The sequence below is a fragment of the Streptomyces flaveolus genome (genome assembly GCF_000716535.1).
GTDB lineage: Bacteria > Actinomycetota > Actinomycetes > Streptomycetales > Streptomycetaceae > Streptomyces > Streptomyces flaveolus_A.
The window spans coordinates 1-14989 of sequence record NZ_JNWV01000024.1 but is presented as its reverse complement, the minus strand read 5'-3'; the positions used below and the strand labels follow the sequence as shown (position 1 = coordinate 14989).

The window sequence follows — 14989 nt, the reverse complement described above, 5'->3', positions numbered from 1 at the left end:
GCCCGGCGCCGCGAGAGATCGAGCCGGAACCTACGCCGCGTAGGAAACGGCGCTGGTCATTCCTCGGTCACCGATCCCGATACCCGCATATTTCTCGTCTGCTCGTACTGCACTCCGGGATCGCCTGGGAATACCTGCCGCAGGAACTCGGCTTTGGATCCGACAGCGAGTGACCGCACCACAAGAAGCTCCCAGGGCATGGGGGCGGCCATGGCCTGGGGAGCGAGGGCGGTGAAGACCGCGGTGCTCATCAACACGGCGGCTGTCGCGCGCTTACGCAGACGCATCAGAACTCCTCAAACGATGAAGGGCCACTGGGGTTCGGCGGCCGACACACTGCCGCGGGCAGGCCGCCACGGCTGGCCGCCAGTCTCACCGTGCGCACAGCCTCGAACCAGGTTCGTTGGAGGAATCCGGTGCTTCTCTGCACAATCACCACGAATGACGGACCACACTCCGGACAGGCCCGACAATGGGCACGGTAACTTCCCAACTCTTCGACATGCATCATGCAGCCGTGCCGCGAAGTGACTCCCGAAGTCGCAATCGACTGACCGAGGAGATCCGTCGGTCACCGCACGCGAACGCCATAGATCATCAGTCTGCATCGCGTAAGCCTCAGCACGACGTGGACCATCTACCTCGCGCAACCAGTCGACCACCCGCTAACGGTGGTCGGTGATGCTCCACCTCGGCGCACGCTGGTAGCTGTCTTTGAAACGTTGCTCCGAAGACACGTTCGGAGGGGGATTAGTGGATGCAGCCGATCTGTCGAACTGCTGCAGAGCCTGCATGTCGCCGTCCGGCAGCCGCTCGGCCATCGGCTGGATGGACATGCGACGGCCGTCCAGCATCAGACCCCGCAGACAGCACCCGCCCTACCGCCCCTGATCCCGCCGCGGCACCGCAGCGAACACATCGGCAACGAAATCCGATAACTCACCCCGGCGCCGTCCCCCAGCCACATACCAGCAAGATGCTCGCCGACGCAGCGGCGTGCCCGGCGAGGACCGGGACGCGTCATCGCTTGACGCGGCTGCGCACGGCGAGGATGGCAAGCCCGAGCAGGGCCGGTTCGACGAGGCGGGCAGTCATCTCGACGTACGTCCCGGTGGTGGTCAGATCCTGCCCGGAGGCCCGGAAGATCACCGAGTTGACCACCACCCTCACGGACTTCTCGAACCGTGCGGTCGACAGGCGCCTTCTGTATGGCCCTTCCGGGTTGGCTGGGGCCGGCTTCCTGGTCGTCAGGGTTACCCGATGTCCGTCGGTGGTCCCCGCACTGACCGGGTCCGGGTCGGCCCGCGGCAGCCCCCACAGCATCATCGCGAGCACGGTGGCCGTCATCGCCAGGACCAGCCAGGCCAGGGCACGCACGGCGCGCAGGCCGTACCCGGAGAGTGCCCAGTACAGCCGCAGCAGCGTCCGTTCACCACGGGACGCCGTGGCGTCGTGGCGGCGCATCTCCATCTCGCCGTAGTAGAAGTCGGCCGCGCCAGGCTCGTTCCGGCCGTCCTCGAGCGCCTTGCGGAGCTGCCGGTAGACCGGCGCGAGCACAGCGGGTTCATGCGTCTCGACGCCCGGTGGCGCGGGAGTCCAGCCGTCGCCGTACCGGGTCGCCCGCCAGTGGTGCTCCTCGGCGAGGGTCCGGCGGCGTATCCAGCGCACCCCGACGGGCGGTGGCGACAGGACGCAGCGGCCTTCGAGTCGCAACTGGTCCAGGTGGACCGTCTCCACGAAGAGACAGTCGGTCAGGTCGACGTCGGCCAGCACCAGGTACGCGGCGTCCACGCCCTTGACCGAGGTGACGCGCACCCGGTCCTCGGTGAGTTTCGGTTCGGCGATCACCTCGCCCTCCGGCGAGACGAACGGGCGGGGCCGGCCGACGACGGTCACCGGAAACTCCACCACCGCGTCGGTCAGATCCACCCTGGCGTACCGCAGCCGCAGTGCGGCGGTGGACGCCCACCGTGTCCGTCGGCAGTACACCTCTTGCGCGGCGGCCTCCAGTGTCACCGCTGCCTCGAACACGGCGTCGGAAAAGTCCACCGTCCCCGGGCAGACCAGAGGGCCGATTCTGGCGGTACGGCGGAACAGCGCCCGCCGGAAGCCCACGCCGGCCTCCCACCGGGCTCCGGAGAACGACAGGTCGCCGCCGAGCACGGCCCCGTCGAACGTGGCTTCCGCCGCGAAGTGGGCCTCGGTGAACAGCATGTCCCCGCCGATGTCGGTCCCGTCGAAGCAGGCTCTGCTCCGGTGAAAGTGCGTACCTTCGAAACAGGCTCGGCCAGCGATCCGGACCTTCTCGAAGTTGGCACCGTCCTCGAAGACCGCGCCGTCGAAGGCGGCTTCCCCGCCGATGACGGCCCCCTCGAAGGAGGCGATGCCACACACCCGGGCACCCGAGAAGTAGACGTCCCCGCACGTGATGCCCTTGAACATCGCACTGCGGCCGACCTCGCGGACACAGAACCGCAACGTTCCCTTGATCCGAGCCTCGTAAAACCAGGCATCGCCCCCCACTTCGGTGTCATCGAGCCACACGTCTTCCGCGACCTGCGCCGCTCCGAGGCGGAGATCGCCCCCTGCACGCACGTCACGGACGTACAACCCTCCGCCGAACACGGCCGACGCGAAGGAGCAGAAGCCGCCGAAGTCGATCGCCGCGAGCTCCGCGTCCCCGGTGAACCGCACCTCGTCGAACGACGCCACCCCCACCCGCGCCCGCCCGCTCCCCGGATCCCTGAGCGGTGCGAGGAGTTCGTCGAGCAGGCTCTGGTTGAAGTGCGTGCCCCGGTGGTCGAGGTCGGCGCCGGGGGTCAGCGTGGCCAGATGGGCGGCCCGCTCGGCGCTGTCCAGATGCGCCAGGCAGGCCGCGTACGAGCCCACTGTGCGCCCCCGGCAGCGTTCCCCGGTGTCGAGGTGTGCGCACTGCGGCCACGCGGTGGTCTCGCTTCCTGTCATCCCGGCTCCCAGCTCCCGTCTCACACCGCCACGACCGTGACGTCCCTCCGGTCGCGTCCTTTCGGCCGGTCGACCAGCGCCTCGACCACCCAGCGTCCGGGGGCTGCTTCCAGCTCCGCCCGATAGCGGTCGGGCTCGTACTGCCGGAAGACGACGGGTCGTTTGTCGTTGCGGCCCGAACGCCACATGAAGGTCCGCAGATTGCGCCGCGGCAGGTCGTGCCCCAGCAACTCGATCACGAACGGACGGCCGGCGGCGACCGGGTCCCGGGGGAAGTGCAGGACGATGCCCTCCTCACCCGCGAGCGTGCCGCCGGGCGGGCGTCCCGCACGGATCGCGAGCATCGCGTCACGGAGGGCGGGACCGCTCGCCAGGTCCGCATTGCGGAATCCGGTCCACAGCATGGGGTCCGTACCGGTCCAGTCCGCGATGGCCGACCGGCGCGGCACCGTACCGTCGCCGGGCCCCGGCAGGCTTTCGGTGATCCGCGACCCGTCCGAGGAGAGCACGAGTGCCGTGGGGCTCGGGAAGTCGACGCTGCCGAGGCAGTGCACGGTGTACGGGAGAGGGCCGACGCGCCGGTGCTCGTCGTACGCCAAGCGGAACTCCTCCTGGAAAGCCATTGCCTCGCGGACGGCGTCGCCCGGCAGTACGGGAACCGGGTAGCGGTTGTCAGTGATGCGCCGCTCGAGGCTCTTTCCCTCCACCCGCACGGCGCGGTACACCGGCAGCATCTCGACGACCGCCGGCAGGTTGAGCGCCCAGTCGCGCAGCGCCTCGTTCAGCCGGGCGGCCACGTCCGCGCCGGGGCCCGCGTCGACGGGGATCGCATGACCGGCCAGCAGCCGGGCGGCTTGGACCAGCCCCTGCTGCGGGGTGCCGAGGGTGACCAGGGTCCGGGCGGTCTCCCGGCCGCCCTCACACTCCAGATAGTGCCGCCCGATCAGACCTCCCGTCGCATGGCAGACCAGAATGACGCGCGGATCATCGGCCCGGTCCGGGTAGTACGCGTCGACCTCCGCGTGCCACCGGTCGAGTTCGCGTGCCACCCACGCCTTCAGCTGCCGGGCCACCAGCCGGTGGGAGAGCCGCCAGTCGTAACCGAACGGCACGAACTGCGCGTCGAGCGGGTCTCCGAGGGCGGCACGGATATCGGGATAGCCCATGCAGGACAGCAGTCCAGGCACCGAGTCGGGGACCTGCAGCAGCGCGTCGGCGTCCAGGCGGAAGGGTTCTTCGGGCAGCGCGTCCCCCAGCCCCGGAGGGAGGGCCACCTCCGTGAGCGCCGAAGCGGTCGAGCTGATCAGCTGCTCGCCGCATCGCGCCCAGACGTCCACGCCGTCCCGGCACAGCCGGGTGCCCAAGAACCCCGGGACGAACACCACCAGATCGTGTTCCATTCACTCTCCCCCTGTCCCGCTCCCGAACAACGTGTGCGGCAGCCGGATCAGATCGCAACGATCTTCTCCCTGCAACGCCATCACCAGACCCTCCGCGTCCATCGCGGTACCGACGGCGTGCACGGCGTATCCCCGTGCCGGAATCCCCGGCCCGTCCAGCCACTCCTGGGACCAGACGTCCCAAGCACGGGACACCGTCTGCGGCGTACAGAGCAACAACGCGGGCCGCTCCGCGGGGCCGGCGAACACCAGGGACGTCACGTCGGGGAAGTCCCCTCCCAGCCGCTCCGGGGGGTGAATGCTCCCGTCGCCGGAGCAGTCCTTGACGTACACGCTGCCGTGGTCCGCCCAGGCCAGCAGGGGCATCGAGGCGTCGTCCTCCTCGTCGTAGAGCTCCCCGAGGGCGAGGCAAGAGGGGCTGGCAGTGAACAGGACGCGCTGCTCGACGCCGTGCTCGCCCTCGGTCCAGACCCGCAGCTGGTCACTCAGATCACCGGCCACCCAGTACGAACCGTCCCGCAGGACCCTCGCGTCGATCCCGCAGAACCCGCGGTCGGTCCGGACCTCACGCACCGCCATTCCGGCGGACGAGACGTCGGCAGGGACGTCGTGGCGTACCAGCCGCCGGCCGTCCGCCACGCTGAGCCGCAGCGTGGGGGCGGCCGGGTCGCCGACCAGGCTGAGTGCGCGGGCCGGCTGGCCCGCGTCCCCGCCGAGCGGGATGTCCCGGTGGGTGACGACGGACAGGCTGTCGTCCAGCCGCCACAGCCGTACGGTCCGGCCGGCCGCGGCAGCCACCGTCCAGCCGTCCGCCGCTCGTACCGCGGCCACCGCCGTCACGGTGCGCCCCTCATGGGCGAGCTCCGTAGCCGGAAGGGCGGCCGGATCCCCCTGCCTGGGCCGGGAGATCCGGATCCGGTCGCGCCAAGCCCTGCACAGCAGCGGCGGACCGTCCGGTGCCTCGGCCAGGGCGAGGACCGGGCGCTCGTTGCTCGGCCGCCGCTGGATCCCGTAGCCGGCCTCCAGCGCGGGGACCACGTCCACCACCCGGATGTACGGGCCGTCGGCCACCGCCAGCAGTCCCTGACCACCCGGTTCGAACGCGAGGGCGCCCTCCCGGGGGGCATTCAGAACGAGGGTGGCCTCGCGTCCGGACCTCTCGACGGACCAGATCCTGGCGGCCACTTCCTCGTATCCGGCGAGCAGCAGTTCATCGCCGTACTGCCCGAAGGCCAGACCGCGCGTGTTCGAGGGATACGTCGCCACCTTTTCCACGACCGGCTCGCGGCCGGATTCGGCCTCGCACCGCCAGACGTACACAGCGGCCCCGTCGGCCACGGCGAGGAAGCCCTCCCGGGGCGAGACCGCGAACGCCGCGGCTGCCATCGCGGGTGCCGCCAGGGTCACGCCGGGATCCGTCCGGCAGGCGCGCAGACCGGCGCCCCCGTTGCGGGTGCGGCCCAGTTCGAACAGCTGCACCCGCACGGCGCCCGCGGCCACGACGAACATCCGTGTGCCCAAGGTGAGGGTCGCGAGCTGCCGCACGTCCGCCGTACGGACCTCCTTCAGCCGCGTGTCCAGGTGCGTACCGCTCTTCCAGAACCACACCCACACCCGGTCTCCGTCGGCCGCCAGGGCCACACTCTCGCCCTCCAGTTCGGCCACCGACAACGCGCGCACACTCCCGCCCCACCGGTACTCCTGATCGGGCATCCGGGCACCCGAGCGCCAGAAGTACACGGCCTGATCGTCCCGGGCGACGGTGGCCCAGCGGGCTCCCGCGCCTACCTCACGCACCTCGCTCAGAGGGCGTCCGCGCTCCCCGCCGATCCGGGGCAGCCGGCGGGTCAGCAGCCGGGCACCCGACTGCGGGTGCAGCACCTGGATCTCCCCCAGTCCGCCGGCGGTCAAGCTGCCCGAGTGGGTCGGTCCCACCGCCCCGGTCCCGGCGCGCCAGCTCAGCGCCCGCGCGCCGCCGGAAGGCGCCGTGTGCCGCCACTCCGGGGGGTCGGGCGGGACATCGGTCCAGTACTCCTGCCATGGCAGGAAGCCGTCGGTGCCCTGCAGCGTCCGGTACGTCGCGTCGCGATGGCTGACGAAGGCGGTTGCGCTGAGCAGGGCCTTGCGCTCCAGCAGAACCGACGTCGACAGTGGGCCGGACGCGCGGGGGAACGAGCCGGCGACCCTGCCGTACAACGCGGCACTGTCGCACTCCCGGGCCAGGCCCGCCGCTAGCGGCAGCATGACATCGGGGTTCGTGCGCAGCAGAAAGCCCACGTCCTCGAACAGCTCCCGCAAGGCGTCCGGCCCCGCCTGGGCGGCGTGGGCGCCCAGGTATTCGAGGGCGTACTCGTCGGCGCCGCTCCAGTCGCCCTCGGCGCGGGCACGCAGCGCGTCGAGCACTCTGCGGTGCGCCTCCCGGGCGGTCAGCCCGGCGTCGGAGAGGAAGAACTCGCCGTAACTCGGATGGGCCAGCTGACGACGGATCCGCCTGTCCGTCCGCCGAGCGCCGTCCCTCTGGGTGGCGACGATGCCGCCGTCGGCGCCCCGGCACACCTGCCGCACATCCTCCAGGGTGAGCTCCGGTGAGCCGGCCTCGCGCAGCGCGTTGGCGAGCGCCAGCCATGTTGCGTCCGGGGCCAGCCCAGGGCCCTGGACCACCGCCAGCGCCCGCAGCACCTCATGGGCGCGCTCCGCGCCGGGCTGCTCGCTCAGGTAGCGCGTCTCCTCCACCAGGCGGGTGCGCAGGTCCACGCCGCCGTCACGCAGCCACGCCAACAGCTCCGCCTCGCCGGCGACCGTGGTCCGCCGGGTGAGCCCGGTCGCGGCCAGCCGGGCCACCAAAAACGAGCCATGACTCTGCGACGCGACGATCTCTGCCGTCCAGTCGCGGTCCTCCTGCCGCGCGCCACCCCGGTAAGGGGAGCGCCCGGTGTCCAGTACGGACCGCACCATGCCGGTGATGCTCGCGCGTGCCTCCTCGTCGTCCCCCAGGACCACGGGTTCGACGCTGAGTTCCAGGGCGTCCAGGAGCGACTCCTCCTCCGCGGGCGCGGTGGTACGCCGGCGGGGCTGTGCCCGGGTACCGACGATCACCCGGATACCGGGCGTGTTCGCCAGGGGGCCCAGTACGTGCCGGGCGATCGGGTACGACTGGTCCGGGAGGGCCTCGTCGAGCGCGTCGAAAAGCAGGTTCACCGAACCCGCCCGGCCGACCAGCTCCCCGAACGCAGCGGTGAACTTCTCCGACGTCACCGGCTCCTCCGGCAGCGGCGGCGCCCCGTCGATGTCCGCCAGAACCTCCCGCAGTTGTGCGGCCAGCGAATGGGCGGACTGCCCCTGACAGCTCAGCGCCGCGTGGATGGTCCCCGCCCGGGGCAGCGTCGCCGGGTCGAGGTCCGCACCGAGGGTCTCCCGCCAGCTGGCCAGGGAAGTGAGAGCCAGCCGTCCGAGCAGCGCGGTCTTCCCCGTGCCCGCCAGCCCCGTCACCGCGAGCAGTCCCTTCGGGTGGGTGTCCATCCAGCGCACGATCCGGCTCAGCGCGTCCCGCCGGCCCGCGAAGTGCCGGTGGAGATGGCTGTTCTCCTCCAGACCGAACTGTTCGGCCTCGAGCCAGGGCTTGCGCCGCGTCAGCACGGCCGGCGTGTACACAGGCCGGTCGGAGTGGTGGTGATAGGGATTGTCCAGAAAGCTGTTGGGGAGCGCCCGCACCTCCCAGCAGTCCGGCCGCTGCGCGGGTTCGTCCAGACCGTCGTCCGCGGCGCGCGCGTCCACCGCACGGCAGAGATACGGCAGCGGCAGATACAGCGCGGACGGCTCGAACGGGCGAGCCTGGTCGTCCGCCACGAAGTCCGGCTTCGCCAGCGCTTCCTCCAGCCATGTCACCCAGCGGCCCGCCGGCACCTGCGCGTCCGCCCCCGAGGTGCCGATGACGGCGAAGCCCTTCCGCCGGCTCTCTCGCGCCCGGATCACCGCGGAGCTCCGTTCCAGTTCCACGGCGTACCGCACCGCCTCGGCCAGGGAGTTGTAGCTTTGCGAGGAGCAGGCGTCGATGATCAGCAGGGTGTCCGTCTCGTACTCCGGCCGCAGCAGGAAGCCCACCAGCTCAGACAGCAGAACGGCCCGGGTGGGGTCGAACTCCCCCGACTGCCATGAGTCGGCGCAGGCGAGGAAGTAGCCCTCGTTGCCGCGCTGAACGCCGTGCCCCGTCCAGTAAAGGATCTTTCGCTGGGCGCCGTCTGCCAGGAATTCCTCCAGCCCGGCCCACAACTGCCCCCGGGTCGCTCCGCGCCGGTCGGCCCGCAGGGTCGCCCCGAACCCCAGCCTCTCCCGCACCGTCTCCGTGAAGCGGTCACGCACCTCGACCAACTGCGGGCGGCGCAGCCTCTGCCGCTCCTTCGCGTCCGGATGAAAGTACTCCGGTACGGCGATCGTGCCCACCAGGGCAGAGGATCGCCGCTCGGCTTTCCATAACGCCGACTGATTGTCCGCGCTGCTTCGTACCATGAGATCGACAGCACCCCTCGAGAAGGTCCACCACAGCTTGTTTACCAGTGGAGTTGGCGATGCGAGACAGATTCACCGTGGTTGGCCGGGCGACAGGCTGTCATCTCTTCGAAGGTGACGGGACCCGGCCCATCGACGAGGAGAACGTTCACGTCAAGTACACGCCGAAGCGTGTGCAGTTCCCGGACGAGATCGCCGCCTGGCGGCGGTCCATCGAGGCGGAGGAGGAGCGCAAGGAGGCCAGCGGGCTGCCGCATCGGTGGAACAACGCACGTTTCGCGGTCGAGCGGGTCGTCGTCACCCGTACGCATCTGGCCGAGGAGCCCGTGGTGTCCCTCACCATGCGGGACGCCGACTACTACGACTTCCTCACCACCTCGCTCAACCTGGACCGGCGGCAGAAGAACGGCCTCACGCTGCGCCAGCAGTATCTGGAGGGCAGCGACCCGGTCGACGCGCCGTCCTGGATGAACTGCAGCTTCGGTGTCAACGTGGCCTTGCAGACCGGCAAGGACGGCAAGATGCTGTTCTCCCGGCGCAGCGCCCAGGTCGCCGGACCGAACAGCGCACGGTGGAACTCCTCCGCCAACGAGGGTCTGGCCCAGCAGCACGACCTGCCCCGGGACGGCAGCCCGATCAGCCTGCACGCGGTGGCGCGCCGCGCCATCTTCGAAGAGCTCGCCGTGCACGACGGGGACAGGGCAATGGTGGAGTTGCTCGGGTTCGGGCTCGACCTGGTCAACCACCAGTGGGCAGCGTTCTTCCGCGCGGTGGTGCCCGAGCTCGACGAACCGACGCTACGCCTTCGCTGGACACGCGGTGTCACCGACAAGTGGGAGCACGACCGGTTCGAGTTCGTGGACGCGGACCCGGAGTCGGTGTTGGGCTTCATCGCGGACGAACCGGAGGAGCGGTGGACACCCTGTGCGCCGGCTCTCTTCTACCTCGCCCTGGTACGCGACGCCGTGGAGCGGACCAACGGTGACCCGGCCGGCCGCTTCGCCGTGGAGCAGGCCGAGCGGAAGGTCATGTCGGACCGCGCTCTGTGAGCCGGGAGGCCGGGGCGAGGCATCTCAGGGGGTTACCCGCCCACATCTCGCCCCGAGGAACGTGGCCGAGGACGAGCGACCCCATACGAGCCGCCCTGACGTGGGAGGAGTCGATCACTGCCATCGACCAGTCCAGCTTCTCCGCCGACCACAGCTTCCTCAGCCCAGTCCCTGGGGGCAGGTACTCCCATTGGATCCCGGTGTGCAGCACGAACAGGATCCCGCACAATTCCTGCCGGTCCGGCACGCGCGGCCGGCCCGCCGCGCGGCGGCAGCCCGGCGACGACTCACCGGGTCTGATCGCCCAACATCGCACCGGAGTTCCACCGGGTCGCCCCGGTCAAGCTCCAGTATCCGCAGGGGACGATCGAGTTCCTCGGCGAGGTCGACTGGGGCGGAGCCGTCATCCACACCCCTTGCCAGCTGTACGAGACCTACGGGGACACCCGGACCATGTCGCTGTACTACGACAACTTGGTCAAGTGGCTCGACTACGAGGCCGCCAACAAGGCCGCGAACAGGGCGTGTTACGGCAGCGACAGCGAGACCTCGAACCGCGATGGCCCTGGACGCCGGCCTGGTCCCCGCGGCCGACCGGCAGCAGGTCCTCGACCGACTCGTCACCTCCGTCCGCACGGCCGGCAACCACATCACCAGCGGCTCGGTCGGGCTCGGTCCGATCTTCCGGACCCTGCACGCGGGCGGACGCGACGACATCATCTACGACATGGTCGTGAACCCCACCTCGCCCGGTTACGGCAACCTCGTCACCAGCGGTCACACCACCCTCTCCGAGTCCCTGCACGGTTCCGGCTGCCAGACCTACCACTTCCTCGGTCAGGTGGACGCCTGGCTCGTCAACGGACTGGCCGGCATCAATCAGGCGCCAGACTCCGTCACTTAACGTGAGCTGGAGATCGCACCCGCCGTCGTCGGGGGACCTCACGCACGCGCATTTCACTCGTCGCTCCCCACCATCGCGGGAGTCCCTGGCGCAGATTGTGTTGGATGCCTCAGGGCAGCGGCAGTGGCACAAGTGATCTCAAAGAAGATGGTGCGGACAACGATGGAATCACTCGACCGGATAGACCGGGACATCCTCGCCTTGCTCCAGACCGAGGGCCGGCTGACCGCGCGGAAGTCGGGCGCCGCGTCGGACTCTCGCAGCCCGCGGCTAGCGAGCGCATCCAGCGGCTGGAGAAGAACGGGGTCATCACCCACCGGCTACCGAGCGACAGTCGACGCGGCAGCCACGGTCTGAACGTGGCAACCGGCCGGGCTCGGGCCGGATGCACGGGGGGCCAGTCGAGCGATTCGCTGTCGAGCCCTGGGCCCTTCCCTTGCTTGCGCTGAGGGGGGACGTCAGGGAACCACTGGGGCGGAGCTTCCTGCGTCATGTGCTGCGAACGGGTGGTTGCGGTGGTGATGACGGTACGTCGCAAGGGGCGGGGCTCTTGGATGAGTGCTCCCGGGGCCGCCCGGTCATCGGGACAGTCACAGCCGAAGAGGTGGACGCATGGGACGTTTGTCAGCGGGTGTTCTGGCGGTGGCGGCAGCACTGACCGCGGTGGTCACGGTGCAGCCGGCACAGGCGGCGGACACACGCCCGCCTCTGCCCGACACCACGGACGAGGCGTTCAACGAGGAGTGCCTGGCCGCGCACAACTCCTACCGCGCCCAGCACGGCGCCCCGCCCCTGGTCCTGGACGACGCGGCCATCGCCCACGCCATGCAGCGCGCCCAGGTCGCCTCGACGCTGGACGGGCTGGCCACGCCGCCGGGACCGGGGTCGAAGGGCTACGGCGAGAACCGCTTCTGGTTCGCCACCTACGAGAACGAGCCGGCTTCGTGCGAGGAGGCGGTGAAGCAGTGGTACGAGGCCCGCTGGACGGGCGGCTACGACTGGGACCGGCCCGGCTACTCGCCCGACACCGGCACCTTCACCCAGGTCGTGTGGAAGGACACCGACGTGCTCGGCTGCGGCCGCACCTCGGGACGCCCGGAGGGCGGTGAGTCGTACCAGACGTTCATCGTGTGCAGCTACGGCCCGGCGGGGAACATCATCGGTCGGTTCCGGGCGAACGTGGGGGAGCCTGTAGGAGGCTGAGTGTCCCGCGCCTGCTCTGAGGGCCCGCCTCTATTCGGGCAGCCGGCGCCCGCTGCCCGAATAGAGGGTGCGGGATGGGCGGCGCGGCTGCGGCCGGCCGGCGCGCCCAGCGCGTCGGCCGGGGCCGCCACGCGAAGCCGCCGTCAGCCCGACGGTGACGTCAGGCGGGGAACGTGGGTGGGGGACAGGTCGGGGCAGGCGCGGTGTCAGCGTGCGGGGTGGGGCCACCGGCCGGAGGCGTTCCGGGCGATGTCGACGCTGACTTCCACCACCAGCTCGCATTCCACCAGCGTGACGAAGCTGCCCGCGACCGTCCGGAGTCGCATCGTGACCTCCGCAGCCACAGCCCGGTGGCACGGCCAGTTCCCTGGTGGCTGCGGAGCGGGCACCCTCAGGCCGCTTTCTGGGAGGCGGCTGCGTCGGGGTGCAGGTCGCCGAGGGTGAGCTGATGCGCCGGAGGATCGGGAAGAACGACCTGACGGGTGAGGCGGAGGTCGGGGTCGACGTGGAGCAGCTCGCCGGGCTCCATCTCGCGCCAGTGCGGGTTGTCGTCCATACGCTCGCTGGCGACGACCATGGCGGGGTGCTCGGCAAGGTGCGATGAGTGGATGCGCATGCGACCGTGGGTGCCGCTGTGGTCGAGATGCCGGTTGCCGTGCTGGCCGCCCGCCTGGCGCTCGAGGACGTAGAGATGGTGGGTGTTCGGGTAGCGCAGGGCCCACAGTTCCTCGGGGGTGATGAGGATCAGGTTGATGGCGTAGACGGGCAGGTTGCCGGCGATCCATTGGGCGGCGTGCCGGATGCCCTCGGTGACGTCACCGCCGTGCCGCCGTGTCTCCCGGGTGATCAGGGCGAAGAACCGCTCGGAGTCGGTGTCACCTTTCACAAGTGACTGGTCCTCGCTCAGGTGGTCGTCGAGCTTGTCCAGGCCCTCGATGACCCCGTTGTGGGCGAAGAGCCGCCCGTCCAGCTCGAAGGGATGGGTGTTGCGGACGTCCAGGCTGCCGGTGGAGGCGAAGCGCACGTGGGCGATGAAGGTTGTCGATTCAACCTCGCGGGCCGCCTCGGCGAAGGCGCGGTCCTGGTAGGCGGCGACGGGGGCCTTGTCGATGCGCGGGGTGCCTTCGGCTGTGAAGTAGCCGAGGCCGGTGCCGTCGGGGTCGCGGCGGCTCTGCAGGCTGAGGCTGTCGGGGGCGTCCAGGAGCCAGAAGGTGGCGTGGGTACGGCGCGGGGCACTGCTGAGGCCGAAAAGACGACACATGGCATTCCTCCAGAGTCCTGGCTCGTGCCGGGTCGGCGGGGCGACTTCTGGTGTCAGTGGTGGCCGGGGGTGCGCGCCGGGGGCGAAGCCACCGGCCTCGCATCCCGGTGAGGGATGCGCACGCACCAGGTGTCGAGTTCCGCGGTCTGCGGATACTCGTCCATGTGGATCACGTTCTTCTCGGCGCACTGGTCCATCAGCGGCCGAGCCTCGGGTTCGGCGAACGTCGCCAGGTTCTGCCCGGCGGTGTCGTCGAGAACCAGCTCGTCGGGCACGATCGCGAGAGGCGGCGTCTGGCTCCCCCTCGCGCGGCAGCTCATACCTGGACCGGTCCTACAGGCTCACGGCTGGGCGCCGGGGTGATCTCCAAGTCGCGGCTTACCGGGGACATGGTGCCGCATCGCCCATACGTACTCGTCCTCTCTGCTGGATTTGTCCGCCTCTGACATGATTCCCACGCCGACTGGATGAATTACCACGGGTGCCGATGATGTTCCGTGTGCTGCTGCCCCGAGGCCCCGGCCTGCGGTCGTTCCACCGGGCGGGAGGCCGGCCCTGTCCTGGAGCAGGCGACCGATGTCCCCACGGTGGAGCAGACCCAGCGGGCGTTCGAGGCCGCCGCCAAGACGTCCGCCAAGTTCCAGGACGGCGTCCCGGACCGCGCTGTCGCCCACAGGCCATCGACTGCGGACCGCCGCAGCGAAGGTGCCGCCGCAGCAGCCCCAGCAGCCGGCACTCAGACAGCACCCGGCCGGAGCACTCCCACAGGAGCAGTCACGTGACCACACCGGAGGACTCAAGCCTCAATGCCGCCCTCATCCGAGCGCGGAACCGCGCCCAGGACCTGGCCGCCACGTACCCACCGCCGTGGGAACTGACCTGGAAGCGGCCCCGGACACCGAAGTAGAAGACGGAGAAGAAGCGAGAGCCGCGCAAGCAGCGTAGGCGGCTCGAGGATGCCGGGCGCCGTCACTTCATCGCCGGGCAGTCGCGCCCGCCCTGGTCCCGGCAGGGCCGCCTCGGCAGCGCGGCCGTGCGTCGCGATGGGCGAATCCTGTCCCAAATGCGCCGCTCCACGTGGCTGTGGTGACGATGCGACTGCACTCTGTTGCACCGCACCGGGTGGATCCCCCTGCTGGATCCACCCGGGCCCGTCGTCGCCGGCGGCAGCGTTGTCAGTGGTGGCTGGAAGGCTGGACGGCATGAACAGCGACGACGAGCAGCTACTGCGCGGCCGGGTCTACGGCGCCGACCCCGACCACCCGGGACCGCTCCCGGGCCGCAGCTACGTCGAACTGGTCGGCGGCCCGCTGGACGGACTGCTCCTGGACATCACCGGCTGGACGCAGGATGAGATCGGTACCGGTGTCTCCCTGCTGACGGACCTCGGGCACTTTGGGCCGGACGGCCGGGCGCTGTACGACCCTCGCCCGGGCGACCGCAGCCGTTTCGACTGGTCCGGTGACAGCCCCTGACCCGGTCGCCGGCCCGTCCAGGGCTGCCGAAGGGCGCGACGTCACCATAGGAGAGGCCGGGGTGTGGGTGGGAGGCCGCGTGGTGCGCGCGGGCGAGGACAGCCCACAACGGTCCCAGTCGCTTCTTCACTGCCTGTTCTCTATCCGCCCGCGCGGTCGGGCAGGTTCGAACGAGGTCCTGGTTCGGGTGAGTTGTCCGGGGCGGGTGCATGAAGGAAGGGCCTCTT

At 70.3% G+C, this 14989-nt stretch carries 11 protein-coding genes and 3 pseudogenes; 6 read left to right on the top strand and 8 right to left on the bottom strand.

All coding sequences use genetic code 11. The annotated features are described in order from the left end of the window. Positions 1–56: 56 nt before the first annotated feature. From OO52_RS25670 to OO52_RS25650, 5 genes and pseudogenes are all read right to left on the bottom strand, one after another. Positions 57–287 (bottom strand): hypothetical protein, encoded by a 231-nt coding sequence (locus OO52_RS25670; protein ID WP_037670930.1) that lies wholly within the window; start codon positions 285–287, stop codon positions 57–59. A gap of 486 nt (positions 288–773) precedes the next feature. After that, a pseudogene (locus OO52_RS49915) lies at positions 774–965 on the bottom strand (transposase); the annotation flags it as partial. A gap of 55 nt (positions 966–1020) precedes the next feature. After that, a complete protein-coding gene (locus OO52_RS25660; protein WP_030647353.1) occupies positions 1021–2964 on the bottom strand; it encodes a pentapeptide repeat-containing protein in 1944 nt (647 codons plus the stop codon). Between the two features lie 20 nt (positions 2965–2984). Next, a complete protein-coding gene (locus tag OO52_RS25655) occupies positions 2985–4364 on the bottom strand; it encodes a hypothetical protein (protein WP_030647356.1) in 1380 nt (459 codons plus the stop codon). Continuing rightward, entirely contained in the window at positions 4365–8804 is a 4440-nt protein-coding gene (locus tag OO52_RS25650; protein WP_234339765.1) for a peptidase C14 caspase catalytic subunit p20, read from the bottom strand. Between the two features lie 125 nt (positions 8805–8929). Here OO52_RS25650 and OO52_RS25645 point away from each other — a divergent pair, with 125 nt between their 5' ends. Beyond that, positions 8930–9919, top strand: coding sequence for a hypothetical protein (locus OO52_RS25645; protein ID WP_030647360.1), 990 nt, complete (start codon positions 8930–8932; stop codon positions 9917–9919). On the opposite strand, the gene OO52_RS54655 is transcribed toward OO52_RS25645, so the two are convergent. After that, positions 9897–10166 carry a transposase gene (locus OO52_RS54655; protein ID WP_106972057.1) on the bottom strand — a complete coding sequence of 90 codons (270 nt, stop codon included), beginning with the start codon at positions 10164–10166 and terminating at the stop codon, positions 9897–9899. The genes OO52_RS25645 and OO52_RS54655 overlap by 23 nt on opposite strands. A 62-nt stretch (positions 10167–10228) precedes the next feature. Here OO52_RS54655 and OO52_RS54650 point away from each other — a divergent pair. The 4 genes and pseudogenes from OO52_RS54650 to OO52_RS25630 form a co-directional block, all read left to right on the top strand. Beyond that, positions 10229–10423: pseudogene (locus OO52_RS54650) on the top strand (hypothetical protein); the annotation flags it as partial. Between the two features lie 25 nt (positions 10424–10448). Then, positions 10449–10823 (top strand): annotated as a pseudogene (locus OO52_RS54645) (family 78 glycoside hydrolase catalytic domain); the annotation flags it as partial. A 104-nt stretch (positions 10824–10927) separates the two neighbouring features. Next, positions 10928–11272 (top strand): winged helix-turn-helix transcriptional regulator, encoded by a 345-nt coding sequence (locus OO52_RS52990; RefSeq protein WP_234329029.1) that lies wholly within the window; start codon positions 10928–10930, stop codon positions 11270–11272. A gap of 163 nt (positions 11273–11435) precedes the next feature. After that, positions 11436–12026, top strand: a complete 591-nt coding sequence (locus tag OO52_RS25630; RefSeq protein ID WP_078876991.1) for a CAP family protein — start codon at positions 11436–11438, stop codon at positions 12024–12026. Positions 12027–12417: 391 nt separating this feature from the next. Here OO52_RS25630 and OO52_RS25620 read toward each other — a convergent pair whose 3' ends face one another. Further along, positions 12418–13287 carry a class II glutamine amidotransferase gene (locus tag OO52_RS25620; RefSeq protein ID WP_030647372.1) on the bottom strand — a complete coding sequence of 290 codons (870 nt, stop codon included), beginning with the start codon at positions 13285–13287 and terminating at the stop codon, positions 12418–12420. A 53-nt stretch (positions 13288–13340) separates the two neighbouring features. Further along, on the bottom strand, positions 13341–13562 hold the full coding sequence (locus OO52_RS25615; protein WP_030647375.1) for a hypothetical protein: 222 nt from the start codon (positions 13560–13562) through the stop codon (positions 13341–13343). A 927-nt stretch (positions 13563–14489) separates the two neighbouring features. On the opposite strand from OO52_RS25615, the gene OO52_RS25610 reads away from it, so the two are divergent. Next, on the top strand, positions 14490–14762 hold the full coding sequence (locus tag OO52_RS25610) for a hypothetical protein (RefSeq protein ID WP_030647378.1): 273 nt from the start codon (positions 14490–14492) through the stop codon (positions 14760–14762). Positions 14763–14989: the final 227 nt, after the last annotated feature.